The organism is Clostridium minihomine, from assembly GCF_900240385.1.
GTDB classification, from domain to species: Bacteria; Bacillota; Clostridia; order Oscillospirales; family Acutalibacteraceae; genus Faecalispora; species Faecalispora minihomine.
On sequence record NZ_OEQH01000005.1, the window covers coordinates 204,633 to 230,637 of the forward strand.

Annotated in this window: 21 protein-coding genes; 14 read left to right on the top strand and 7 right to left on the bottom strand. The window is 42.8% G+C overall.

The annotated features are described in order from the left end of the window. The first annotated feature begins 69 nt into the window (after nucleotides 1–69). Nucleotides 70–1,113, top strand: coding sequence for a site-specific integrase (locus tag C1A02_RS12355; RefSeq protein ID WP_164997209.1), 1,044 nt, complete (start codon nucleotides 70–72; stop codon nucleotides 1,111–1,113). Between the two features lie 163 nt (nucleotides 1,114–1,276). Here C1A02_RS12355 and C1A02_RS12360 read toward each other — a convergent pair whose 3' ends face one another. After that, nucleotides 1,277–2,071 (bottom strand): hypothetical protein, encoded by a 795-nt coding sequence (locus C1A02_RS12360; protein ID WP_101698540.1) that lies wholly within the window; start codon nucleotides 2,069–2,071, stop codon nucleotides 1,277–1,279. 276 nt (nucleotides 2,072–2,347) lie between these two features. Between C1A02_RS12360 and C1A02_RS13570 the strand changes: the two genes are divergently transcribed. After that, the gene (locus C1A02_RS13570; protein ID WP_164997210.1) at nucleotides 2,348–2,518 is read left to right on the top strand and encodes a hypothetical protein; all 171 of its coding nucleotides are present in this window, start codon (nucleotides 2,348–2,350) and stop codon (nucleotides 2,516–2,518) included. 900 nt (nucleotides 2,519–3,418) lie between these two features. Further along, on the top strand, nucleotides 3,419–6,334 hold the full coding sequence (locus C1A02_RS12365) for a tetratricopeptide repeat protein (RefSeq protein ID WP_101698541.1): 2,916 nt from the start codon (nucleotides 3,419–3,421) through the stop codon (nucleotides 6,332–6,334). A 251-nt stretch (nucleotides 6,335–6,585) separates the two neighbouring features. Here C1A02_RS12365 and C1A02_RS12370 read toward each other — a convergent pair whose 3' ends face one another. Beyond that, nucleotides 6,586–6,975, bottom strand: coding sequence for a hypothetical protein (locus C1A02_RS12370; RefSeq protein WP_101698542.1), 390 nt, complete (start codon nucleotides 6,973–6,975; stop codon nucleotides 6,586–6,588). Nucleotides 6,976–7,668: 693 nt separating this feature from the next. On the opposite strand from C1A02_RS12370, the gene C1A02_RS12375 reads away from it, so the two are divergent. After that, nucleotides 7,669–8,577, top strand: a complete 909-nt coding sequence (locus tag C1A02_RS12375) for a hypothetical protein (RefSeq protein WP_101698543.1) — start codon at nucleotides 7,669–7,671, stop codon at nucleotides 8,575–8,577. A gap of 733 nt (nucleotides 8,578–9,310) precedes the next feature. Beyond that, nucleotides 9,311–9,742, top strand: coding sequence for a hypothetical protein (locus C1A02_RS12380; protein ID WP_101698544.1), 432 nt, complete (start codon nucleotides 9,311–9,313; stop codon nucleotides 9,740–9,742). A gap of 123 nt (nucleotides 9,743–9,865) precedes the next feature. Here the strand turns inward: C1A02_RS12380 and C1A02_RS12385 are convergent, their stop codons facing one another. Beyond that, complete coding sequence (locus C1A02_RS12385) at nucleotides 9,866–10,249, bottom strand: hypothetical protein (protein ID WP_101698545.1); 384 nt, start codon at nucleotides 10,247–10,249, stop codon at nucleotides 9,866–9,868. Nucleotides 10,250–11,021: 772 nt separating this feature from the next. Here C1A02_RS12385 and C1A02_RS12390 point away from each other — a divergent pair. Then, nucleotides 11,022–11,597, top strand: a complete 576-nt coding sequence (locus tag C1A02_RS12390) for a DUF5067 domain-containing protein (RefSeq protein WP_101698546.1) — start codon at nucleotides 11,022–11,024, stop codon at nucleotides 11,595–11,597. A gap of 815 nt (nucleotides 11,598–12,412) precedes the next feature. Here the strand turns inward: C1A02_RS12390 and C1A02_RS12395 are convergent. The 4 genes from C1A02_RS12395 to C1A02_RS12410 all read right to left on the bottom strand — a co-directional run bounded on the left by C1A02_RS12395 (nucleotide 12,413) and on the right by C1A02_RS12410 (nucleotide 16,156). After that, on the bottom strand, nucleotides 12,413–13,276 hold the full coding sequence (locus tag C1A02_RS12395) for a hypothetical protein (protein ID WP_101698547.1): 864 nt from the start codon (nucleotides 13,274–13,276) through the stop codon (nucleotides 12,413–12,415). Between the two features lie 6 nt (nucleotides 13,277–13,282). Continuing rightward, nucleotides 13,283–14,737 carry a class I adenylate-forming enzyme family protein gene (locus C1A02_RS12400; RefSeq protein ID WP_164997211.1) on the bottom strand — a complete coding sequence of 485 codons (1,455 nt, stop codon included), beginning with the start codon at nucleotides 14,735–14,737 and terminating at the stop codon, nucleotides 13,283–13,285. Then, nucleotides 14,730–14,984: an acyl carrier protein gene (locus C1A02_RS12405; protein WP_101698549.1), complete on the bottom strand. Its 255-nt coding sequence runs from the start codon at nucleotides 14,982–14,984 to the stop codon at nucleotides 14,730–14,732. The genes C1A02_RS12400 and C1A02_RS12405 overlap by 8 nt, the downstream gene beginning before the upstream one ends. A 92-nt stretch (nucleotides 14,985–15,076) precedes the next feature. Then, a complete protein-coding gene (locus C1A02_RS12410; RefSeq protein ID WP_101698550.1) occupies nucleotides 15,077–16,156 on the bottom strand; it encodes a hypothetical protein in 1,080 nt (359 codons plus the stop codon). Between the two features lie 644 nt (nucleotides 16,157–16,800). Here C1A02_RS12410 and C1A02_RS12415 point away from each other — a divergent pair. The 8 genes from C1A02_RS12415 to C1A02_RS12445 all read left to right on the top strand — a co-directional run bounded on the left by C1A02_RS12415 (nucleotide 16,801) and on the right by C1A02_RS12445 (nucleotide 25,931). Continuing rightward, nucleotides 16,801–17,766, top strand: coding sequence for a CPBP family intramembrane glutamic endopeptidase (locus C1A02_RS12415; protein ID WP_101698551.1), 966 nt, complete (start codon nucleotides 16,801–16,803; stop codon nucleotides 17,764–17,766). Nucleotides 17,767–17,808: 42 nt separating this feature from the next. Further along, the gene (locus C1A02_RS12420) at nucleotides 17,809–18,582 is read left to right on the top strand and encodes a hypothetical protein (RefSeq protein WP_101698552.1); all 774 of its coding nucleotides are present in this window, start codon (nucleotides 17,809–17,811) and stop codon (nucleotides 18,580–18,582) included. Between the two features lie 584 nt (nucleotides 18,583–19,166). Continuing rightward, nucleotides 19,167–21,803: a magnesium-translocating P-type ATPase gene (mgtA, locus tag C1A02_RS12425; RefSeq protein WP_370737806.1), complete on the top strand. Its 2,637-nt coding sequence runs from the start codon at nucleotides 19,167–19,169 to the stop codon at nucleotides 21,801–21,803. Nucleotides 21,804–22,297: 494 nt separating this feature from the next. After that, complete coding sequence (locus C1A02_RS12430; RefSeq protein ID WP_101698553.1) at nucleotides 22,298–22,591, top strand: hypothetical protein; 294 nt, start codon at nucleotides 22,298–22,300, stop codon at nucleotides 22,589–22,591. Between the two features lie 181 nt (nucleotides 22,592–22,772). Beyond that, the gene (locus C1A02_RS12435; RefSeq protein WP_101698554.1) at nucleotides 22,773–22,952 is read left to right on the top strand and encodes a hypothetical protein; all 180 of its coding nucleotides are present in this window, start codon (nucleotides 22,773–22,775) and stop codon (nucleotides 22,950–22,952) included. Nucleotides 22,953–22,957: 5 nt separating this feature from the next. After that, entirely contained in the window at nucleotides 22,958–23,110 is a 153-nt protein-coding gene (locus C1A02_RS13575; RefSeq protein ID WP_164997212.1) for a hypothetical protein, read from the top strand. 488 nt (nucleotides 23,111–23,598) lie between these two features. After that, the gene (locus tag C1A02_RS12440) at nucleotides 23,599–25,491 is read left to right on the top strand and encodes an OPT family oligopeptide transporter (protein ID WP_207204910.1); all 1,893 of its coding nucleotides are present in this window, start codon (nucleotides 23,599–23,601) and stop codon (nucleotides 25,489–25,491) included. Between the two features lie 80 nt (nucleotides 25,492–25,571). Further along, nucleotides 25,572–25,931, top strand: a complete 360-nt coding sequence (locus C1A02_RS12445) for a PqqD family protein (protein WP_101698555.1) — start codon at nucleotides 25,572–25,574, stop codon at nucleotides 25,929–25,931. The last annotated feature ends 74 nt before the right edge of the window (nucleotides 25,932–26,005 follow it).

The window sequence follows — 26,005 nt, forward strand, 5'->3', positions numbered from 1 at the left end:
ATTGTACCAAATCAGCCCGGAATAATCAATATCCCGGGCATTTTTATGCCCTTTTTAGGAGGATTTTACGTGGCAAAGGCTAAAAAACTGCCCAGTGGCAGTTGGAGGGCATTGGCATACATCGGAAAAGACAAGGATGGCAAACGAAAGTATAAGTCGTTTACGGCCTCCACTCGAAAAGAAGCGGAGTTTCAGGCCGCAGAATACGTATTGTCGAACAACAGCGGCCAAAGCACAATTGATATAACGGTGGGGGAGGCAATCAATCGTTATATTAGCAGCAAAGAAAATGTATTATCTCCGTCCACAGTACGAGAGTATAAATTAGAGAGAAAACTTTTTCTGCAAGATATAATGAGTGTGAAAATACAATTATTGACTCAAGAGCAGGTCCAGCTTGCGGTCAACTCGGACGCTGCGAAACATGCTCCCAAAACAGTAAGAAATGCTCATGGACTGTTGGTTGCTGCTATGAAGATGTTCGTACCAGAAACCAATTTTCATACAAGCTTACCTCAAAAGATTAAATCCAATTTTTACATACCAAGCGATACTGTGATAGAAAACATTAGAGATAAAATAAAAGAGCTACCAATAGAAATTCCCTTTTTGTTATCCTCCCAATGTGGTTTGCGACCTAGCGAAATCAGTGCGCTGAATATTAATTGCGTTTCTGAAACAAATATAGAAATTACACAGGCGAGGGTAAGAGGGGAGAAAGGGACGACTTTAAAACCGCCCAAAACTTTTTCAGGGTATAGAAGTATCCCTGCTCCAGAAGCACTTATCGCGCTGCTTAAAGAGAGAGCCACAGAAGACGGGCGAGTGTGCAGTATGTCTGCCAGCCAAATAAGTGATGTTTGGACAGATTTCTTAAAAAAGGAGAACATAGCGCATTTTAGATTTTATGCGTTGAGGCATTACTTTGCCTCTAAAGCACTATTATTGGGCATACCTCAGAAATATATCGCAGAGATTATGGGACACTCGTCATTAGATATGCTAAATAAGGTGTACCAGCATACTTTTCCTTCTGCAATGAGTGAGTTTCAAGAGCTGTTAAGAAAGAGAACGGCGGCGTTTATGCAACATGAAATGCAACACGAAAAATAAAGAGTGGCTTATTATATGGATTTTTAAGGTATTTAGGATAGGTTCAAGTCCTGTCATCCGCACCAAAGAAAAGACCGTCGATTTATGTCGACGGTCTTTTGCTATGGTATGGATTTATGCGGCAGTGCCAAGGATAAACAATTGAAAGAACCCGCCTAACCGGCTAGCACACCTTGGTTAATACCATGCTCGCCTGATAAACAGCATTCATAACGGTAACTGCACCCGAAGAAGTATTGTGCAATGTTATAATATCACCCGGTTGCGCTTCAAAAAGCGCGTTTCCAACTATCTGTCCTGTCGTATTAGGCGACTCTCCCCTGAATTGATAGTTCCCTGTATTCAAATCAAAACTTATGTCGACGCCTACGGTTACGCCCGTGACCCCAATCCACCAGTTTGCGCTGTACAGACCCGGTTCGTTAATAACGAACCCATACTGTATCGCGTCGAAGCTAACGCCTCCGCTGGTTATTCTGAGAAAGTCAAACGGAACGGCGAGTGCGGGCGGCAGGCTGCCCCCACTCATCTGCGTAAGCATCACCTGTCCGCCCGTTGCAATGGCCGACTCATTAATTTCCACGATCGTCATGGCAGCTTTAACAGGCACAATGGCAGAGAGGTAAAAGTCGGATGCGTCATTGACAAGCGACAAGGTGCTTGCTTCGTCTGCGGTAACAATCGAGCAGCCGACCACCTCGCCTGTTTTGATGGGCGACGCGCCAATTTTCGGCTCGCCTCCGTCAATTTTTAATGCAAAATGCGCCCCCGTAGTGGAAACGGATGATTGTGTCGTTGTCCACCAGTTTATTAAATATTTCCCAGAAGAATGGAATGTTACCAATCCGGTTGCATCGTCATATGAAATGTTGCTATCGCTCAGTGCAATATTGTCAAACAACACATTGTCATTGGAAGCAACTACTCCCGTCGCAATGCGTTCCACATATAAAGCCATAATGTCCCCCCCATTAGAATGCTTATATTTTCCGAAGCTGATCAAAAACCAAAATTCATTCATATACTCTAGCGGTTTTGTGCAATTTTATTGTGCTTTTATCTGAATAGTCCACTTATTCGTTTTATGCTGTCAAATCAAATTTATTGCAGAAAAGTGGATTGGCAATATTGATCTGCGCGCAAGTTTGAGCAATATTTGTAAGATACTGGATACGGATGCTTATGATTATGCCTTAAGTAAATTGTTGAATTTTATAAATAACGTTACGTTGACTTGGCAGAGAAACCAAAATGGTATTTACATGACCTTAGACCGATTGCTATGTCTTTGCTTTCAAATCCTAATGCTAAATCAAATATTAAAGAATTAGCGAAACTATATGAAGATAATAATGCTTATGCCCATAAATATGCTCTTAAAGAAGATGGAGAGCAAGAAACGTGAAAACTACTCATTTGAAAGTCTGTAAACCATTGATATAGCCGTTTTTTCCCAAGTCCCATAATTCCACTCGGACCAAACGCACATAACCCGAACATTCACTTTATTGGTGAAGCGTTCGGGTTTGTGTTTTTATTGAGCTAACATAAAACGAGGGATAGCCTGTTACAGGTATCCCTCGTTTGCTATTTGACGGACAAATTAACCTTGATTTTCTGCTGCTTTTTCTTTTTGTTGCTTCTGCCACGCCTTGAATTCTGCTTGCTCCTGTTCGCCTCCAAAAAAATCAACAAAGGGCTTCTAACTCGTGTTTAGGAATGGTTGTTCCCTGTTTTTTGGTTTTTGCCATTGGGAACACCTCCTATTGGTATGGATTTTTTGCACTCATCAGTATCGAAAGGTAAATCGCTGGTATCTTTGATTTCCGTCCAACCCTTTAACACTTTTTGGCGTGGTACAAAATAATGGTAAAAAAGTGTCGGACGAAAAAGTCCTGCATCAATAAAGATGTTTTAGTTTTTAGGATTTGCCGCAGGGTTTTGAACTACGGCTTTTCTCTTGTTCTAAACCCTGTCTATAAAGTTGGAATAGACATCAACTTGTTGGGTTGGGTATAGTTTTTCTTCTTTTACGGCTCGGAGCGCTCATGCACCACTATCTTCTTTACAAACTTTCGCACCATTTCAGGTTACACCTGAAATGGTGCGAAAGGCACACTCGTTCTTGTGCTGAATAGAGCTGTTTTAAACTGAGGCATAAAGGTCAAGCCGAAATTGTGACAAAACCCGATTCTTATGGTATTCTAAAAATAATATTTCCTGTTCTGCCCGTACTTGAATGAAAAAACTGTTACCGAGTAGGACACCGGCATCTGGTTTTTATAACTTGAATAGGAGTTTTTATATGATAGACAAAAGCACAAACCCGCCGAATGAGAAAACGTCAAATAACGGTTCCGAAATATTATTTCTGAATCCCCAGCTGATTACCGAAGCGGCAATCGCTATAAAGCAGCGGAAAGCAAATTTTCAGGAGCTGCTCGAACGCGCCAACGGCAGCGACTTGCAGGCACAGCACGAGTTGGCGCTTTGTTACTACACGGGCGACGGTACAGAAAAAGACTGTGAGCAGGCCGTTTTCTGGTTTGCCCATGCCGCAGAGCAGGGGCACGTGATTGCGCAATACGCTCTCGGCGTCTGCTATGAAAACGGCTTTGGCGTGGAGCAAGACGATGAAAAGGCCGCGAAGTGGTATCAGGAATCGGCGGAGCAGGACTATCCCCGGGCGCAGTGTGCATACGGCTTGTTTTTCGAGCTTGGGCAAGGTGTGGAGATGGATAAAGAGCAGGCGGCGCACCTCTACCGCCTATCGGCGGAACAGGGGTATGCTCCTGCACAATGTAACTTGGGCTTTTTCTATTACCGCGGCATTGCCGTAGAACAAAATGAAAAGGAAGCCATCTTTTGGTTGTTTAAGGCGGCAGAGCAGAAATATCCCCGTGCACAATTTTTGCTGGGAGAATGCTATGATTATGGCTATGACGTGGACAAAGAAACCGGCAAAGCGATAGAGCTCTACCGGCTTGCCGCCGAGGGAGGTTCTGCTTCGGCTCAAAGCAGACTGGGGCTTCTTTATTTGCGCGGGGAAGGGTTGGAACAAAGCGATGAGCAGGCATTTTTATGGTTTTCCAAGGGCGCTGAACAGGAGGAGCCTTCTGCACAGTGCCTTTTAGGCGAGTGCTATGAATTTGGTTACGGTGTGGATGAAGATTTTAGCAGAGCGTCGGAGCTGTACCGACAGGCCGCCGTGCAGGGATATGTGCCTGCCCAGTGCAATCTGGGCTATTTGTATTATCGCGGTATCGGTGTGGAGGAAAATAGTGAAGAGGCCATTAAATGGTTTTCTTTGGCTGCAGAGCGCGGTCATCCCCGCGCGCAGTGCCTTTTGGGAGAATGCCGGCTGAACGGTTACGGTGTGGAGAATGACCCCGTAAAGGCAACGGAAGATTTCCGCTGTGCGGCAGAGCAGAGCTATCCGCAGGCGCAGTATAATCTGGGCTGGTGCTTTGAAAACGGCGTCGGCATCGAACAAGACCCTGCCAAAGCGTTGGCGCTGTACCGCCTGGCAGCCGAGCAGGGGCATGTTCCCGCTCAGTGCAATATCGGCGTTTTCTACTACTGCGGAATTGCTGTGGAGGAAAATAACGAAGAAGCTGTCAAATGGTTTTCTTTGGCTGCAGAGCGCGGTCATCCCCGTGCGCAGTTTTTTCTGGGGGAATGTTTTGAAAATGGCTATTACGTGAAGCAGGATAGTGAAAAGGCATTTGAGCTATACTTTTTGTCTGCCGAACGGGAGTACGCCCTTGCACAGAACAGGGTTGGTGTTTTTTATTATCATGGAATCGGGGTAGAGCAAGACTATATTGCTGCCACAGGATGGTTTGAACGTGCGGCTGAGAAGGGAGTCATTCGTGCGCGGCATAGTTTGGGAAAATGCTATGAATTTGGCTGCGGTGTAGAGCAGGATTACGCACAGGCCGCAAAACATTATCATATTTCAGCCGAACAGGGCTATGCGCCGTCTCAGGTAGATTTGGGCGTGTTTTATGAACACGGGCGGGGTGTGGAAAAAAACACAGAAACAGGCTTTCGTTTTCACATGATGGCGGCAGAACAGGGCTTTGAGATTGGGCAGTGCAATGTGGGTTACTGCTATGAGAATGGGATTGGCGTAGAGCAAAATTACGCCGAAGCGCTGCGCTGGTATCATCTTGCCGCCGAGCAGGGATATGCTACCGCACAGTATCATCTTGGCCTGTGCCATGAACACGGCATAGGCGTAGAACAAGACTATTTAAAAGCGATGGAATGGTTTCAGCTTGCCGCCGAGCAGGGGGATGTGTATTCTCAGCGCAGTATGGGTCGATTTTATGAACAGGGGCTTGGAGTCGAGCAGGATTACGAGAAAGCGGTCGAATGGTTTTCTCTTGCCGCCCAGCAAGGGGATGACGAGTCTCAGTGTACGCTGGGTGTTTTTTTCAAATATGGGCGGGGTGTACAGCAGGATTATGAGGAGGCTGTAGGGTGGTATCAACAGGCCGCAGACCAGGGCTGCGCACGGGCGCAGAATCATCTTGCTATCATGTATGAGAGGGGATTGGGCGTTGATCGCGATTATCAGGAGGCCGCCCGGCTGTACCGCCTTGCCGCCGACAACGGCAATATAAACGCAGTACATAACCTTGCTGTACTTTACGATTATGGGCGCGGCATGCCGCAGGATCCGGTCGAGGCGGTTCGCCTGTACCGGATAGCCGCTGAGCGGGGGCAGCCAAGCGCGTTAGCCAATCTCGGCTATGCCTACGACCACGCGGAGGGCGGGCTGGAAAGAGATGCACAAGAGGCGTTCCGACTTTATCGGCTGGCAGCAGAAAAGGGGAGTGCCGTCGCGCAGTGTAATTTGGCAAATGGGTATCTGAAAGGAGAGGTAGTGGAACGTGATGCACAAGAGGCTGTTCGGCTGTTTCGACTTTCCGCCGCACAGGGCAATCTGACGGCGCTCAATAATTTAGGGGATTGCTATGAAGAGGGCAAGGGGGTAGAACAGGATTTTGCGCAGGCCATGAAGCTTTACCGACAGGCCTTTGATCAGGGGTATTCGTTTGCGGCCTGCAACATCGGGGGGCTTTATGAAAAGGGGCTGGGTGTTTTAAAGGATCTTGACGAGGCAATTCGTTGGTACCGTTTGGGTGCGGAGCAGGGCGACGAGGAATGTAAGAAAGATGTTGAGCGCTTATCCGCCGATTTGGGTGCTATATAAAGAAATATGGTATGGGGATTCTGCTGGGGGATTTTGTTATTTTAAAATACAGAACATCCTATTCTTGGCCGGCAGATAAGGCGAGTTTTGAAATTATCATGTGGTTTTATAATGGCAGATGAATGAAAGCGAATGGAAACAACATGAAAGGAAAGATTGTTATTTCCAGTATGGTTACAATATTCCTCTTTTTATGGCATAAAAGACCCCTCAACCAAAATTTGCTTCTGGCAGAGGGGATTCTTTTTTATTTAACTATTAAAAAGATAATTGCTGTTATCTAAAATAGCTTGTGTAATGGCAGCAAGGTCCTTATCATCAATAATACCATCAGGAATGACATCGGTATCAAATCTGGTGGTATCCGTATGGATGGCCTCCATACCGTAATAGTAAGCGTCAATCCCTAAGTCCAAAAGAGTATATTCGCCTGTCCGATTTACATCTTTATTGCCTTCTACTTCAATGGTATCTTCACCGCAATTTTCTTTGGCAACGTCCATTTCCAGAACATCATTATCAGCAATTCGGCCTTTTATAATATCCACTTTTCCGATGCCAACCGCTTTCGCTTTGAAAGTCAGTTCTATTAAGTCTTTGTCACCGGTCGTTTCATATTTAATTTCATTTGAACTCTCCATTCATTTTGTAGAGCATTAATGCTTTAGTGTAATTTAAACAATTGTTCATCTAATTATATCGTGTTATATTGTGAAAGATTAAGTGTAAAACATAAAAAACTCCCACTTTCACAATGAAAGTGGGAGTTTCTGGTTATTATTCAGTTTTATTTTCTCAGATATAAAAAAGCTGGGGCAGGTTAGCCTATCCTGCCCCAGCACACGGAGATACGGGCTCCATATACAACGGATAATTTTAATATAGCCCTGTTTTCTGGTTTTGTCAATGGGGATTTGCGATTATTCGATTTTTTCTGAATCGCCGCACATGTATTTTTGACCGCAGGCGACATAGGTATGCCCATGATGCCGATTAAAAAGTGCAAGCTGGTATCCCAACTGCCCAAATAAGATAAGATAGCAGCACCGGCCGCAGGAAATACGGCCAGCGCAGAAATGTAAAAACACGTTCACGGTCTTACGCTCTATCAAGATCGCTGGTATGAAACAACATAGCATCCTTAAAATAGACTGGTAACAGATCCATTGCTTTTTTTATGTCACAAAGCCACCTTCTAAATTGTCTATATATTATAGAGAGAGCATTAACGGAAAAATCGACATGTAATGAAGTCGGATTTTAAAAGATTCGATTTCAGTCATTCGCTTTTATTCATATGAAAGCTGCAAAAAGTAAGCAAAGGAGTTATCGCCATGAAACGAAAAAATAAAATCATTATTTTCTCTAGTGTTGTTTTTGTTGTTATTTTAGCTGTGTTATCTACGCTTTTTCTTACTCATAAAACAAAAGAGATCCGATTTATGAATGCATTAAATTGCTTTAATGTAGATGAAAATGATAACACCATACAATTTGCATTTATCACTGACAGAAACCCCGATATTGATTTTTTGGATCCTGAAAACATCTTGAGTATCCAACCGGTAGATGCTCCAAATCTTCAAGTTACAAAGTATGAAATTCTTCCAGATACATCGACTGATTTGTTGGGGGCTCGTAAGCATCGACTCTCTTTGCATTACTCTGTAAAAGGGGAAGAACCTATCGTATTTGAAAAAATAAATATCAAAACCAAAAACGAAGAACATACCTACGATATTGGTCACACAATATTAAATAGAAAGGATGAATCGAAAGAACCGGAAAGCATGGGTATCCTGGGGAATATAGCTATGACTGCTCGCTATCCATTGCACATATATTATGTAATGTATAAAAATGAGGGGAACACGAATGAAATCGTTGAAAAAATCGATATTGATCCTAACTTTCTAGTGTTTAACCCCAGGGTATATCTGAGTAATACAGACTATAATTCTACTTGGGAAAAAACAAAAGAAGGTTCCCCATTCCTCGATGACGAACTAGCGATTCCACCAGTCAAGGACATCAGCCATATTAATTTTGTGATTCCCCCAGAGAAGATGTTAACCATGATTATTACTTTCGAGGAAAAGGATGTTCCTTACGACCTGTTTGGATTTAGTACCACAATTCATTTCCAGAATTCTAAAATTCTTTATACCCCCGAATTAAAAACCGGATTAGGTTTTCGCAATCAGAAAGATGTTGATAAATTATTTCACAAATATTTTGGTTAATCATCAGTAAGTATACTGATTAAAAAATAAAGGAAGGTGTATTTTATGAAGACCAAAAATTAGCATCGTTAGATCTTTCTTTTCCAGTTAAATTACCCCTTTTTATTTAAGGGCAGCACACCGAGCACAAGGCAGAAACAAAGCGTGAAAAGATTTTAAAAGCCCACCTCTTTTTTAATTCAATCACGAATAGAAACGTTCCGGTTTATGCTGAAGAATTCAAAGTGTTTTAGAAATTGCTTTGCTTCTCTGTCACAAAACAGTCTTTTCAATTGTCTATACGTAATAGAAACTCAAAATCCCGACATTCTGCTGATGGAAAGGGGGGAGTCCAATGGGTTAAGAATTATCTATTAGCCGACCGATATTCTGTTGTACATTTAACAAGTTTAGAAACGACTTAGAAAACATTGAAATAAGATTTTGTAAAGACTCATTCGCCTTTTAAATCGTTATGAAAAGGAAGAGAAATAATCTATGACTAGAAAAGTACTTGCAAGTATACTCAGTATATCCATGGCTTTTAGCTTATTTGCTTTTCCCGCATATGCAACAGAAAATAGTTTAGAGGATGTTTCTGTCACCATTCATGAAAAGTCATACAACTTATTGGGTTAATGATACACTGGTCAAAGAAAAAGCGGCCTATGGAGATTCTGTATTATTAACAAGTGACGGAGAACCGGATGGTAGATATGAATTTATCTTTTATTAAGTAGGAATGAGGTGAGCCATGCTTCACGTATTTGAGCAAAAAAAGTGGGTTCTGGGCCTCACTTTATTGGTTGTGCTGTTGGTATTGGGGGGAACTTTTTTCTTTGTTTTTTATAATCACCCAAAACCAACAAGAGAAAAAGAGTTAACTGAAATTTGTTTTACGTTTGAAAATCCGCAGGATACGGACTATATCATACTTACCCCAAAAGACGGTGCCGAAGAGGGTGATTCAGACAAAAGATTCTTAGATGAGAACCATCAAGCTGTTTTTTTGATGAGTGTAGAATCAGATCATATCTTTTTAATAGATGGAATTACAGGAAATAATCGGATTAACGGTGAATTTACACTTTCAAAAGAGGATGAAAAACTTCTGTTTTTGGTGGACAAACTAGGAGCGATTCATAACACTTCTGATAACGTCTTATCAGAAAAGAAACAAGGATAAACGGCTTGTCCAACTAACAATTAAACATGTACAGACCTGGATTCTTTTAGCCGAATATAACCTGAATAGAAAATACTTTTAAAAAAATCCCCTCAACCGGAATTTTCCGGTTGAGGGGAACGTTTATGTAAGTAGAAAAAATATCACCTTTATAAGGGAATAGAGAAAACACAACCCAAAAGTAATCATAAAAGCTACACCCCAAAGGCGGTCTCTATTTTCTCTTTTTTGTGACACACATGCATAATAGCGCTTTGGCTCACCGCGAAATGTATATCTTCTTTGATAGTGTTCCCAAAATTGTCGTGGGAAAAAGGTTTGATAAAATCCCACCATAAAGAATATGGCAGAGATCCCAAGCCCGTTGATGCCGTTGGGGTCAATCACAATCAGGCAGACAAGCCAAGCCATCCCGACAATGAAAAACAAGTACGCTATTCCTATAAAAATCTTTTTAATACACGAATCACGCGGATGTACATATTCAATTTTATGCTTCCTTTTCAATGTTTTTCCCCGTTCATTATAAATCTTTCAATATCATATCACAAATACAAAAGCGGTGCACCGGAAAATTGTTCCAGTGCGCCGCTTTGTTGTTTTTATTCTATTCCCTGGTTTTTCGCTTAATTGCTGCAAATGCTTCACTGTATCAAGCTGTACCGTAACATACACAACCAATAATGCGCTAAATTTACCAAGTATTCCTTTAGGCTTGCATTGCTGTTGCAGCTTTCTTTTGATTCTAAAAGGGATTCATTTCATACAACTGCCGTGTTATGATAAATATAATATTGTTGCTGTGAATGTCCGATTTGACGGAGCCAAAGTGATTCCTAGTTTTGTGTGATTTAGGTTGAAAAAATCGCTTGAGCCGATGTGAAAAAATGGTTTGCCCATGCGACTTTTATTTTATCCCTGAGCATTTGAATCCCTATATGCGATATCCTAGTTAAAGACTGCGAAGGTTTTGGTGTGATGACTTATAAAAAAGATAAGGGAATTGCGCAAGCAGAATGAGCGGAAGTGATGGGCATTCGTAAAAGTACAAATCAGCATGTATGAAATTGGAAAAAGAGAACTTGATTTTGAAATTTTGAAAGTTCTTGCTGAAGTAATTGGCTTATTATTTTCTGTACGGTATAGAAATATAGCATAACAAAAGCCCCACCTGCTACCGCAAATAGCAGGTGGGGAAAGTAGAAAGCTTCCCAGAAGTAACTTTCTTGATACAATTATACAATATTGGAAAATGTTGTCAAGAAAGGGAGACGTAAAAATGAAAAAACAAACAATTGCTTTATTTTCAGCAGTTCTGCTTATTGCAGGGAGCCTAGCGGGATGTGGAGGAACAAGTACATCATCAAGTCCTTCTGAGGGCCAAGGTGCTGCAGACAGCACAGCATCTGTAGAAAGTGTAAACGCCCCAGAAGAAAAGAGCAAATATTATTTTAAAGATGGTGTTTTACAGGCAGAAGATATTAAAATTGAAATTACGGACCACAAAATTATCCAGTCAGGTGAAGAAGGTAATAAGTATGGGGATAAACCGGTTATTGCGTTTTGGTATAACACCACCAATATCACCGGTAAAGACATTGCTCCGTCAACCGCATGGATTATTATGTTTGAAGCAGTGCAAGATAATAACCCAAATGCGATCAATAAGCTGAAAATGGCAGCTCTTCCAGATAGTAAATTTTTAGATACACAAATAGAGACAATCAAAAAAGATGGTACAGTGGAAAATGCCGTTGCCTATAAACTTGACGATCTGCAAACTCCAGTCACTTTATATGCAAATAGGGGCCTAGCTGGGGAAAAACTCGGATCGCAGACATTTGAAATTAAATAAATAAATAAAAAAACGCCCGTTCCCGGCTGGCACCAGAAACGAGCGGTCACCATCAACCAAGAGCTGACGGTACATAAAATGCAATTATATTATATCTGTATAGCCCTCTAAAATCAATAAGAGGGCTATAATTATCTCTAAAGCTAAAAAGGGATCCAATGGCAATTGGTGAGCACTGGCTGATATCGAAAAAGATAAGGATGGCAAGCGTGAATATAATTTTTTCTGCTAGTACCCGAAAAAGAGACAGAATTGCAAGCAGTAAAACATGTTGTTTCTAAAAAGAAATTTCAGGATTTGCTAAACATAGACAGTGGGAAAATATTGATTGTTATATTAGCAGCAAAAAAGCGCATTGTCTCTATCAACAGTGCGGGAATATAAGTTGGAGAGAAGGCTTTTTTTAAAAATAGTATAAATTTAAAATAAAATGTTTATGCCAGAAATACATGTTGAAATTACACAGGTGTGAATAAGAAGGGGAAAAGGGCAGTATACTAAAGCCACCCAAATCATATCCTTCCGCAATGATTGAATTTGAAGAGCTATTGAGAAAAAGCGCCGCGGCATTTATGCAATATGAATGCAACGAGATGAGTAATGAAAGGCTTATTATAAAGGCATTTTAGGTTTGTTTAGATAGGTTCCAGTTCTGTTATACACAAAGAAAGGGCCGTCGAATTTATGTCGACGGCCTTTTGCTATGTCTGTATTCGTGCGACTTTCCAATTCTAAGAATGCTGTAAGAACACTCACGTTCAAAGTGTGAGTGATTGAACTTTTTAAGGGTTGTCATGTATAAAGGACAGGCGTATTTATTTTTTTGCAAAAACTGTCAATAATCTGGCAATGCTGGTTTCTTCGGCAATTAATTCTTTAAGCAGCTCGCAAACAGAAGGGGCTGTTTCTGAGTGGTTTGATGTGATTGCCATTTTATACAATCCGTTTTTTACCGCAGTCCATTTCGCAAATAATGCATGGGTAAAAAGTGAAGCTTCCTCCTCAAAAGGAACTTGTGTTTTCAAAAATTCTTGGAACATAAGGCGGTTATCGCGTAAAGTCTCCGTATATTTTGCCAACATAACCCCGTCTTCTGCGGACTTGTCTTTTAATGACTGTATCTGCTCCATCAGGTCTGCAAGCAAGAAGGGATGTTGCCGAAGAATGGCCTCCGCTTCCCGGGGAACATCAATGGTAAGAGGCTGCGGGTTGCTTTTTTGCACGCAGAGGATATCAAACGCATGCTCTGCAATGTATTCATATGGCAACGAAACATATTTTGCCTGATATAACGGATCAAAACAAATCAGCCGATTGCAATCTGCTTTCAGGCCAAAAAAATAGTGCAGCCTGTGGCGAAGCTGATAAACGACGCTCCACGGGAGATGAAAAGCATCCGTTCCAACCAGCACAATGTCCGGTGCTGGGCCGATAGCGGCGATGCTGTCTGCTGATTTTTGGCAGGAGTCTGCATTCAGGCAGATTAATTTTACACCCAAAATTTCCAGATTCTTGATAAAACGGGTGGGGGCATACATCTGGTGCTTTTTGTTATAAATCAGTTCATTTTCAGACCAGAGCGTGCCGCATGCGGTGCGGTAGTCAATGCCAAAGTAATCGGCAATGCTGGCGATACAGCTGTAATAACAGTTCAGGCCCTTTGCACTTATCAGGTTCATTTCTTATTACCTTTCTGTTTTCCCAGACAGGTTTTTCTTAATCTGTTCACGGATGTAATACTGTTGAGGTTGTTTATAGCTTGCAAGATTGGCTCGGCCATAAGCCACTATCTCTGGCAGTGTGTGCGGCCCATGGACCGGTATCACATCGGCGAACACCGTTTCTTGCCCTTCTTCATCTGTCTTTCCATACACCAAGCAGTCACTGACAAGGCCGCTGTTCATCAGGCAGTTTTCCACTTCTTCTGGATAAACCGTAAAACCTCGCACCAATATAATATTTTTCTTTCTGCCGCACAAAAATAAATAACCATTTTCGTCCAGATATCCGATATCTCCAGTGTGCAGATATCCATCGATAATCACACGATTTGTTTCAGACTGATTTTTATAGTACCCCAACATGACATTGTCGCCCTTTACCACAACTTCTCCGTGGACGAAGGGGGCATCTGTTATGCCATCTGGTGTTTTAATTCCAATTGTGACCCCTTTGATAGCCGTACCAACCGAATCTGTGGGGATTGGCATACCACGCTCGTGTTTGGCTATGAGCGGGGAGCTTTCTGTCATGCCATAGCCCTGAAGAAATGTAATGTCCGGATAGGCATTTTGTACGGCTTCGATGGTTTTTCCAGATACCGGGCCGCCCCCAAAACCAAAGAAACGAAGAGTATGGATATCATACCCCACAGATCGTCCCAGCATTTTCTCCATGAGTTGAATAATAATGCCGCCGCCGGCATAATGTGTGACCTTATCCCGCTGTACGGCCCTGAAAAAGCGATCCAGTGTAAAGGTGCCGCTGGTGAGGACGAGAGGAAAGCCCATCATCAGGCAGATGGTGAGAATCATCACGCCATAGGCGGAACAAAACGACAGGGCAATATAATATCGTGTCGATTCCAGTTCAGCTGCCGTAAAATGCAGTTTTTCCAGATACCCCTGAACAGACGTCAGAACATTGCGTTCAGACAACTGTACAATCTTAGGCTTTCCAACTGTTCCTGAGGTGCTGAGCAGTATCATGGGGTCGTCTTCCATTCTTTTTATGGCATTGCTATGCACTGACTGTAACGGCAAAAGCTCTTCAATAAATACAACGCGTAAGGGAAGCGTATACTCATTTTGAATCTCATCTGTCAGTGAACGGAAGGCGGATGAAGTGATGAGAGTTGTAACCTGGGTATGCTGTATCAGATGAAAAATCTCGTGCTTTTTGAGCTGCGTATGTATGGGGAGTGCTACCATACCCGCCTGGAGTATACCATAAAATGCAGAGATGAAATCACCGCCGTTGGGCAGTAATAAAGCGACGGGTTCACTGATTTCAGCATGTTGAAAAAGCGCCTCAACCGCATTTGCTTTATAGAGGATATCTGCATATGTTGTTTCCTGTCCGTCTGCGATCAACGCGCAGCGGTGAATGTCGGCTTTGCTGTGTAAGATGTTTCTAATCATGGTCATCCTCCCTCGTTTTTTGTTTAATCAGTTTTACTAAATACGCAAGGTCTGCGCAGTCTTCCATTTGCATAATATCGAAACGAATACCAAAAGTATCTTCAATCTTGATTAATAAATTTATAAAAGCAAATGAGTCGATGCCCACATCCTGAAAGAGATGTAAGTGCTCTGTATTGGATGCGATGAAAATTCCCTCTTCGTTTATTAACTGAATGACGATTTTGCGGATGTGGCTTGTGTCCATAGGCCGCCTCCTATTATGCTGTATAGAAAACAGTCTGCATAGCCGCGGCTTCTGCTTTTTTGCGCCACGGCTTATACAGACAGTAGTCCTGTTTATTCGATAAATAGTCCGCCGGTAATGCTTAATTGCGCATCTTGAACTTCTGTGGTGCCTTCGGACATAATGCCAAGTACGATGGCCACTATGGTTCCTGCCGCCAGCGGTACGTTCAGGTCGATTGTTGAACCTTTGCGCAAGGTGTGCTGGGGAATGGGTTCACCACCCACATACGGAGCCGCATAGGTCATCGTATCCTGTTGAATTACGTAAGTCAGCTCATCCGTAGTGCACATAGCAATGCACGCAAAGGGATTTATAACGACGCCCGGCTGAAACTCAAAGTTTCTACTGCTGGAAAAGCCTACATAAAGAGATTTCAGCACGCCATCATAGGGCATCATAAATGATATTCCAGTATCCATAGTTCCAGTGAACGTAATTTGTCCAGTTTGCCATGTACCCAACTCGATATCGATGTATTCTTCTTGTTTTCCAAATCCTGCAAAGCAGATTTGGGATGGATATCCGTCTCCATATGCCGAAAGCTCGATTCCATATCCGGCAGCGGCAAAGGGGATTGTTGCGGCGATAGGGCCGGGGTTACCTTGCACGCCTTGTGGGCCAACCAAACTGTTGAGCCATTCCTGTTGGGTGCCGACAAATCCGTTTTCCACCGCTACTTCATAAGCACTTAAACCGTCTGGTCCTGTGGGGCCTGGTGGGCCGTTCAAAACATCCTCAAAAAGCACCAACGTACCCTGAAGGGGTACAGAAGGCGATAAATAGATTGGCCCTGTTCCAATGTTTTTTAGCACGACGGTTACTGGCGCTGTTGTCACTTCAATAATTCCTATCCCATAAACCTCGTCTGTTTTTATGGGCGAATTCCCTATGATCAAATCACCTTGTGATGTTTCCAGTGCAAACGCCGCGCCGCTTGTCGATAAACTGAATTGTACCGCCAACCACCAATCGATTACATACCTGCCTGCGGCCGAAAGAGTGAGTTCTCCTGTTGTTGTGTTATAAGAAATGTCCCCAACTGAATATTTAATAGTATTAAAAATAACCCGTTCATTTGACTCGATTACCGATGATGCATTCAAGTCCATTTGTAAAGCTGTTTGTCCCATATACGATCCTCCATAATATTCGCTCTATATCACTATATGTTGCTGCTTGGAATTTGTACCTTTGGGTCTCTGAATGATGGGAACCTTGAAAACTGTGGCTCAGATTCAGTGGACGCAAAAGGATCGCGATTGCCCAGTGGTTAGGAAAAACTTAAAATTACAAACCATTTTATTAATTTTAACGTACTAAAATTCAATCGAAACCTGGTAAAGTTGTAACCATTCGTGTTTGTATTTGCTTCAAGTGTAAAAGCAGAAGCTGCCCGATAAGGTTCGGATGTGATTTTAGAACAATTGACTGATTTTATCGTTATATACGATTGATTTTTAACAAAATGAAAGCTACAATTAAAAGGGATCTATTCCATTTCATTTACATAACATTTGCACGGGAATCAGAAATAGAAGTGCAATAAAATATACTCAGTGATGACGATTCAAACAGCTTTGAAAAAAGAGGCAAATTCGATAAAGAAAGAAATAACGATTGCGTTTTGCTTTCTATCCGTTTAAACAGCTGTAATTTCATGAAAAGACGTGGTCGCTAAGGGGTTCAGTCAGCACCGCTTTCATCGGTGCTTATTTCCTTTTGCAATGTTGCAAAAAACTGGCCGTTATGAAAGTTTTTATGGAGGAGAATTGGTATGGAAGAAAAAGTTATTTTTGAACACAATCTGCTGGAATCACAAGAGAGCAAACAGGATTTAAAAGAAATTGCGTCTTTTGCAAACCGCCTTCTGCTTCTTTTTCTCACTGCTTACGGTTTGTCTTCGATTGTGGTACAGATTATTCAAAGAAGCGTGACAAGCGCGTTGGTGGATGATTTAAGGCATATTTTACTGCTGTGTTTTTCTGTGATTCTTGTGTTTGTTGCCGGCAGCCGCCTGTTTCGCACAACTCCAAAACGAATTGCCTTTGGAACGCTGGCAGCTCCCAAGCTGCCAGCGGTTGATAGTGTTTTTTTAATGCTATCCCTTTTCTTTTTTGAATGGGGAATCGTTTTATGGAGTCTGCCTTTTATTCAAAAATTTTCACCGGACCAATTTAACCCGCCGCCCCTTTTTTATTTGATTATAGCAATAATTGGTCCCTGCATTCTTGGTCCTATTAATGAAGAGATTCTATTCCGCAGAATCGGGTTTCAGTATGCACAAAAATACGGGATGATGTTTGCTGTGGTGACTTCTTCTATCGTGTTCGCATTCGTACATGGCGCCCGCTTTCAAGTGTTTTATGCTCTTTTGCTTGGGCTGTGCGCAGGAATCCTCTGCGCCAAAACCGGCAGCATTTTGTGGCCCATTCTTCTGCATATGGCGCATAACGGCTTTCAAATCGCTATGTCTTACCTTTTTCCATTCTACGAAGGTATTCCATCCTTCCGTTTCTATCTCCTTTTGTTTGTGTTTGCGGTGCTATGTGTTACCTGCTTTCTTCTTTATGCGGCGCGTCAGCAGATTAGACTACGGAATATTTCCATAAAAGCAGGGATGAAAGCATTCTGGACACAGATGAAATCCGATAAAAGCAAATATAAGGCCTATTTTACCTCGGCAGGCGGGCTGGGATTTCTTATGCTTGCTATCGGCAATTTATTAGGTGAGCTGTTCTGAAGGGCGCAAAAGGAAACTGTTTTCATTTCGATTATTGATAGAATGAAAGCTTGGGAATCGAAACAACAGGATAGAGAATACAAGGGGGCGGTTCCTATTTATTTTAGCGATGTATTAAAATGGGTAAAAGAGGTTTATTACGACAACCAAACGGTTCAGAAAGTATGCAATAGAATCCTTATAATTATTGCAGCAGTATCAATCGCTGGTTTCTTTACGTTTGCATTTACTTTAGGACAAAATTGTGAAAAAGTCCGATTGGCTTCCACACACTACAACTGTTGGTTTGAGCAGTTACCCCCGGAACACCCGCTGAAACAAGATCCATATGGATTTCAACAGGCCATTCAATTACCAAGTGAGCTGGGCATAGTAGCAGGGGTGATATTTGATACTCAAGAAGAAATCGTAAAATATGAATTTAGCAAATTGGATATCACTGAATTGGGGGTGCTGGACGCTTATTTAAACCAAAAGTTTGATGAGTCTAAGCCGGAATATTTGCTTATTGATGCAAAGACAACCAAAACCCTTTCAAACATTAAGTTAAAGAATGGCGAAACAAAATTAATTCAGTTGTATCGAAACGGAGAAGAATTATCGTTTGATTATATACCGCCAGAGAATATGTGGCGGTATCATAAGAATTTGGAACTACATGAGTTAATCTCTATGGGCTTTGTAAAAGCGTATGTACAAAATCCTGACATAGCAAAAATCACTAATAATCAAATTACTGCCGTTACAAAAGGGAAAACAAAATTAGTGCTTATTTATGGAACACAATTACTTGAGTGTGATATTATTGTTCGGTAACGGTTAACCTTCAAGTTTCTTACATTACAAAGTCTTTCAATTGACTGCTGTGCTCATAATGGGAATTTCAATACCCGAAGCAATTTTTAAAAAGAGTTTGGGGTAAGGTATGATATCCGGAATATATTTGGGGTTTGGTAAACTGGTGCCTTTTCTTTTGGGCAGGCAGGTGTGCCCGGCTACCTGGTAATACTAAGCACATGATAAGGATGAATTTAATTTTTAAGGAATATAGCCCGATAAAGCATCTGCTTTCTGTTTTAAAACAGTTCACTTTGCCTTTTTACAGTCATACGTTTGACTGTTTGTGCCCAAACGGGTATAATAATATTATAAATTTTCCCAAAAGGAAGTGAAACAATGGATGGCAACCCTCGAAGTCAACGAAAAGGCTTCAATCTCCCCTGTAAAAACATAAACCAATGTGCCGGTGCTTATTGCAGGCTGTTGTCCATTGTGCATTTTTGCTGATGGGCTAATTTTCCTGTGTATTTTCTGCCGTCCATTGGGGCGGCTTTTTTGTTGCTATATTGTGTTTTCACTGGGGAATCCTAAAACAGAAAGGACTGATTCCAGTGAATTTCATCAACAAGAACACTCGAAGCAAGCAGATTCAAAAAAATAAGCAGGATACCGAAGCAAAGCTTCGTTCCTATGCGTTTTTGACAGCAGAGGAGCTGTTTGTGCATCTGTCTGCTGCACCGGAAGGGCTTACCAGTGACGAAGCTGCAAACAGACAAGATGAATTCGGTAAAAACGTTATCACGATAGGAAATAAGAATACGGTACTGCATCGGCTGAGAGAATCGGTGGTCAACCCTTTTAACGTCATTTTACTGTTAATCGCCGCTATTACGTATTTTACGGATGTAGTTGCATCCTCACAGCCGGACTATCTCACTGTCGTAATTATTTTATCTCTTGTTTTTCTGTCCAGTTCGGTTGCGTTTGTACAAAGCCAGCGTTCCAACGCCGCGGCTGAAAAACTATCTCAAATGATTTCGAACAAAGCGGATGTCTGGCGGGATGGAAAGCTGACGGAAATTTCGATGGATGAGGTAGTGCCCGGCGATATTGTTCGGCTTTCGGCTGGCGATATGCTTCCGGCGGATGTGCGTTTTTTAACGACGAAAGACTCATTTTTGGCACAGGCAGCTTTGACCGGTGAGTCGAATCCGGTGGAAAAGTTCAGCGATGCCAAAAATAACTCTAACGATGGACTTACCGATTTGCAGAACCTTGGTTTCATGGGTTCAAACGTGATTAGCGGCAGCGCAACGGCGATTGTGCTGGCTACCGGAAACAATACGTATTTCGGTTCCATGGCAAAATCATTATCTGGCGACAGGGCAAAAACCAGTTTTGAGCGCGGTGTGGATTCGGTCAGCAGTCTGTTGGTTCGCATGATGCTCATTATGCTTCCCACTGTATTTTTGATTAATGGACTGGTGAAGAATGACTGGCCCGGTGCGCTGCTTTTTGCCATCAGCATTGCGGTGGGGCTTACCCCGGAAATGCTGCCTGTGATTATGACCTCCACTTTGGCAAAAGGTGCAGTTACCATGTCGAAACACAAGGTCATTGTGCGCACCCTCGGCGCCATACAGACTTTTGGGGAAATGGATGTGCTTTGCACCGATAAAACCGGAACGCTGACTGAGGATAAGATTGTACTGGAAAAGTACATGAACCTTCATGGTGAAGATGATGACCGTGTACTGCGCCATGCTTACCTGAACAGCTATTTTCAGACGGGGCTTAAAAATTTGATTGATCTTGCCATTATCAATCGAGCGGTGCAGACCAGTTTAGAACCTGTTTTAGACTCTTACAGCCGTGTGGATGAGATTCCCTTTGATTTTTCCCGCCGCAGAATGAGTGTGGTTTTGGCGGACAAAAATGGCAAACGGCAGCTTATTACAAAAGGTGCGGTAGAAGAGATTCTTGCTATTTCCTCTTTTGTAGAGATGAACGGGCGTGTTTTGCCCATGGATGAAGAAACAAGACGCGCTGCCCTTGATGTTTATGAAAAACACAATGCCGACGGCCTTCGAATGATTGCAGTGGCACAAAAAAATGAGATCTCTGACAGTGAAACGTTTGGCGTAGCAGATGAAAAAGAGATGGTCTTAATCGGCTTTGTGGGATTTCTGGATCCGCCGAAAGAGAGCGCCAAGGCGGCGATTACTGCGCTGCGGGAACATGGGGTTCGCACCGTTGTACTTACCGGCGACAGCGAAGGCGTAGCCTTGAAGGTTTGCGGCAAAGTGGGGGTGAATACGTCACGCCTTCTGACAGGCCGCGATATTGAAAAAATGGACGACACAGAATTGCTGGATGCGGTAAACAGCTGCGATCTTTTTGCAAAATTATCGCCTTCCCAAAAAGAAAGAGTGGTAAAAGCACTTCAGACAGCAGGCCATACGGTTGGTTACATGGGGGACGGCATCAACGATGCTCCTGCGCTTAGCCAAGCGGATGTGGGGATCTCTGTGGACAGTGCTGTGGATATTGCCAAAGAAACGGCGGATATTATTCTGCTGAAAAAAGACTTGATGGTGCTGGAAGAAGGTGTCATCCAGGGACGCCGCACCTTTGGAAACATTGTAAAATATATCAAGATGGCGGCAAGTGGAAATTTTGGCAACATGATATCAGTGATTGCAGCCAGTATCTTTCTTCCGTTTTTGCCAATGCTGCCGGTTCAGATATTGACGCAAAACCTTTTGTGTGATTTTTCTCAAATGGGCATGCCCTTTGATAATGTGGATGATGAATATGTAAAAAAGCCGCGCAGATGGGAAACGAAATCGATTAAGACCTTTATGGCCTTTTTAGGGCCTCTTAGTTCGGTGTTCGATCTTTTATGCTTTGCCATCATGTGGTGGGCAATTGGGGCAAATACAATGGAGTTGTCCCCGCTGTTTCAATGCGGATGGTTTGTATTCGGAACCGTGTCGCAGGTGTTGGTTATTCACATGATTCGTACGGCAAAATTACCATTCCTGCAAAGCAAACCCTCTATGCCGCTGTTCCTGTCCACACTGATTGTAGCGGTGATAGCGCTTACCATCAGCTTTACCGGATTTGCAGTCGGTATCGACATGATGCCGCTCCCGGTTTCGTTTATCCCATGGCTTGTGCTGATTCTGGCAGGATATTTCCTGTCGGCACAGTTGGTTAAAAAAATCTATGTCAAGCGATATAAAGAATGGCTTTGAGCCAATAAAGCAAAGCGTTTACTTGCAAAGGCGGGATAAAGAACTGTTTATCGTTCCTGCTGTTAAAAATTCGGCTTGATAGGAAAAAACATCAAACCAAAAGGCGGCATCAGCAAAGAGCTGATGCCGCCTTTTCTACTTCTGTATCAATACTTTATGCAAGGTGTTTTACGGGAGAAAGAAATCATGGTGACAGGCAAATTCCTCTGTTACCGCAGCAGACCAAACTTTTCAGGCAGATTGATACGGGGAAACACTTTATGCTGCAAAATAAAAAAAGATTGAGCCTAACCGGGGCTGTATGTTCCTGTTGTGATTTTTCACTATCCCTTCATATAAATTCCGCATAACCCATTCATGCTTATGATTCGCATAAATTGTGCACTGAATAGGTTAGGGGCACAATATGTTGATAAGTCGGTTGAAACGGTGGAATCATTCCAGTGCGTAATGACATATATTAGGATTATCCTTATAGAAATGTGGTGCCAAAATTGAATGGAAATTATAGAATATCGCTGCGTACTCCGCTTGGCGTTCAAAATGGAATAATTACCTTTGTAAATAAAGAGGGGGCGCTTAGCGGTTCTATTCGAGCAATGGGGAATGTCAGTTTTTTTAGAAATGGAAAAATCGATGGAAATCGATTTGAATTTTCCGGAATTCTGAATGCCGGTTTATTGAATCTTAAATATACCGCGCAGGGTGTTGTGGATGGAGAGAAACTTCAGGTCACAGCAGTAACCAGTTACGGAACCTTTTTGATCGTTGGAACAAAAACAGTATAAGAAAAGCGCTTAGCTTGGCAGCTAGGCGCTTTTTTCTGTTTTTACACGGTTTATTAGGACAATCCCTGCCTGAAAAGAAGAAAGTGTCTCAAACAAAAAAGTGTGGCTTATGATTCAAATGATTTCATATTTGTGGTTAAAGTTTTGCGTAATGGAACACACTACTGTTGAGGTGATAAGTATGAATCATAACAGCAATATGCCCACTGGGTTAAGAATGGCACTGACTGGAAATTTGGATGCTTTAAACCATTTTTCTTCTTTATCGCAGGGGGAGCAAGAACGTTTTATTGAGGGAGCAAAACAAGTGAGCTCAAAGCAGGAAATGCAGTCGTATGTCGATCATCTAACATTGAGGTAAAGAATATGGAAGCAAAAAGAAGTCAAAATGTACAGCCACCGAAAAAAGATAATGCAGAAAAACCCATCCCGAAAGATATTTATCCGGTCATCGATACCGACCTTGCCCGGGATAATCTTCAAAACGATATTCCAGATGCTGATTTGCAGGACTTATAATCTTTCACCGCCCATATGGGCGGTCTTTTTTTGATTAAAAAAGAGATTTCACCGTTTTTGCGGCTGCGCCTTGTGCCTGAGAATCTTCGGAATAAAAGGAAGTGCTTTCTAAACAGTGTCGGTTGGTTTCTGCCTTTTGCAGGATAGCCCCATTCCATTGCTGCAATGCTCTGGCAGCCGATAATTTTATTCAGCAGACGGTAAAGAGTCTTGCAAAGAAATTGTATACCGGTTTACCCGTTTGACGTCCGATCCATCGCACCCGGTCAAGGGGACTGAAGTGGTTCCCAAAATGCAGATCATTTTTATTGTGATGCCGGTTTTAGGCAGCTTTTTCTTATTCTTTTTCATCATTGAAACTTTTTAGCAAATTTAAACAAGAACCTTGACGAATGTGCTCGAAAAGATTAAAATGATTTTATCTCTGTAGTGTGTAACGGATTTACAGTGATAAAAACAACTTGACAGAAAAAACGGGGGTAAGTATATTGGACGACAAAAATTTTAAGCCTTATATTCCGGCAGACAAAGTGATGCCGGAATTTACCGTTTATTCGGTAGGGCTGGGTATCCTGTTGGTTATTCTTTTTGGTGCTGCAAACGCATACCTGGGTTTGCGTGTCGGCATGACGGTTTCGGCGGCGATTCCTGCAGCAGTTATTTCTATGGGTATTATCCGTGTGGTCTTAAAACGTGATTCTATTCTGGAAAACAACATGGTACAAACGATTGGATCAGCTGGTGAAGCGCTGGCGGCTGGCGCAATTTTCACCATGCCTGCTTTGTTTATGTGGGCAAAAGAAGGTCTTTCAGACATGCCTTCTTTGACTGAGATTTCTTTGATTGCACTTTGCGGCGGTATTCTTGGTGTTCTGTTTATGGTGCCTTTGCGTACGGCGCTGATTGTAAAAGAACACGGTACATTAGCCTATCCGGAAGGACAAGCCTGTGCGCAGGTTTTGATGGCCGGTGAGGAGGGTGGAAACAAAGCTTCCACCGTATTTATCGGTTTGGGTGTAGCTGCAGGCTATAAGTTCATTACAGATGGAATGAAGCTGTTCCCCAGCGAGATCGATTGGGCAATCCCTGCTTATCGGGGTGCCGGAATCGGTGCCGACGTGCTTCCTGCATTGGCCGGTGTCGGTTATATCTGTGGGGCAAAAGTGTCTTCTTATCTTTTGGCCGGCGGTGCAACTGCCTGGTTTGTCATTATGCCTTTGATGGCTCTTTTTGGCAGTGATCTGGTTATTTTCCCTGCCAGTGTTTCGGTTGCGGAACTGTGGGCAACCGGCGGCACATGGGGCCTTTGGAGTAATTTCGTCCGGTATATCGGCGCAGGAGCAGTTGCGGCCGGCGGTATTATTACATTGATTAAAACGTTACCCTTAATTGTAAGAACATTCCGGGATGCAATTTCTGGTTTTGGCCAGAATACAAAGGGAACACTGCGCACAGAGCAGGATATTCCCATGAAATATCTGCTGGGCGGCATCGTTGTCATTGCTTTGGTGATGTGGCTGGTTCCGGCAATCCCTGTGAACCTGTTGGGTGCATTGATTATCATTGTATTCGGTTTCTTCTTTGCGACTGTTTCTTCTCGCATGGTGGGACTGATCGGTTCTTCTAACAACCCGGTTTCGGGCATGTCGATTGCTACTTTGCTAATCGCCACCATGATTTTGAAAGCAACCGGCAATGGCGGCATTGGCGGTATGATTGCGGCGATTACCATCGGTTCTGTTATTTGCATCACAGCGGCAATGGCCGGCGACACCTCTCAAGATTTGAAAACCGGTTATCTTGTGGGCGCTACGCCCATCAAGCAGCAGGTTGGCCAGCTGATTGGTGCAGTTGTTTCTGCTTTAACCATCGGCGGTGTTCTGTACCTGCTTAATATGGCTTGGGGATACGGCTCCGCTGAGCTCCCTGCGCCTCAGGCTACTTTGATGAAGATGGTTGTAGAAGGCGTTATGGGCGATAATCTGCCCTGGTCACTTGTTTTCACCGGAGTTTGCATTGCAATCGTGATTGAGATTTTGCAGATTCCTGTGCTTCCTTTCGCAATTGGTCTGTATCTGCCGATTCACCTTTCTGTGCCGATTATGGCAGGCGGTTTGATTCGTCTGTATCTGGAAAAACGCAAGGCTTCCTCTGAAAAAGCAAGGGAAGATATGGTACAGTCTGGTGTTCTGTATAGCTCTGGCCTGATTGCGGGCGAGGGATTGATCGGTGTTCTGCTGGCTGTGTTTGCCGCAGTTGGCGCTAATTTGGCGCTGCCCGAGAATCTTCGCTTTGGCAATTTCGGCGGCCTGATTGCGTTTATTCTTCTGCTGCTGACCATGCTGAAATTCACTGTTTGGAATAAGAAGCTGAACAAATAATCAGACTTTTATGAAATAGGATCGGGCTGTATACTCGAAAGAGTGTACAGCCCGGTTTGGACAAATTAGGAGAAGATCGGATGAAGAAGAGAAAAAGAGAAAACTATCTGGACTTTGTGCCGGTTATAAATCCTCGCAACACATGGGATGAAAAGAAAAGTATTGTTACGATTCACATGGTGAATCGAGGCTTTGCCCACACGATAGCCCAGAAGCTGTTTCGCTCTCCCCGGGTCAGCCATATTGCGCTGGATCAATACGGCAGCTTTCTCTGGAAGAAAATTGACGGTGTTAGAACGGTGGGGGACTTGGCCAATGAAATGAAAGCACAGTTCGGTGATAAGGCAGAACCGCTTTATGATCGGCTGATTCATTATATGAAGATTCTGCACAACAACCGATTCATCCTGTATCAAGGCAAAGATAAGATAAAGTCATAGTGTGCCGGCAGATGACGATTACTGTTCTGCTTTTTAAGCAATACAATCGTGCAGAACCAAAAGATTTTGTAAGG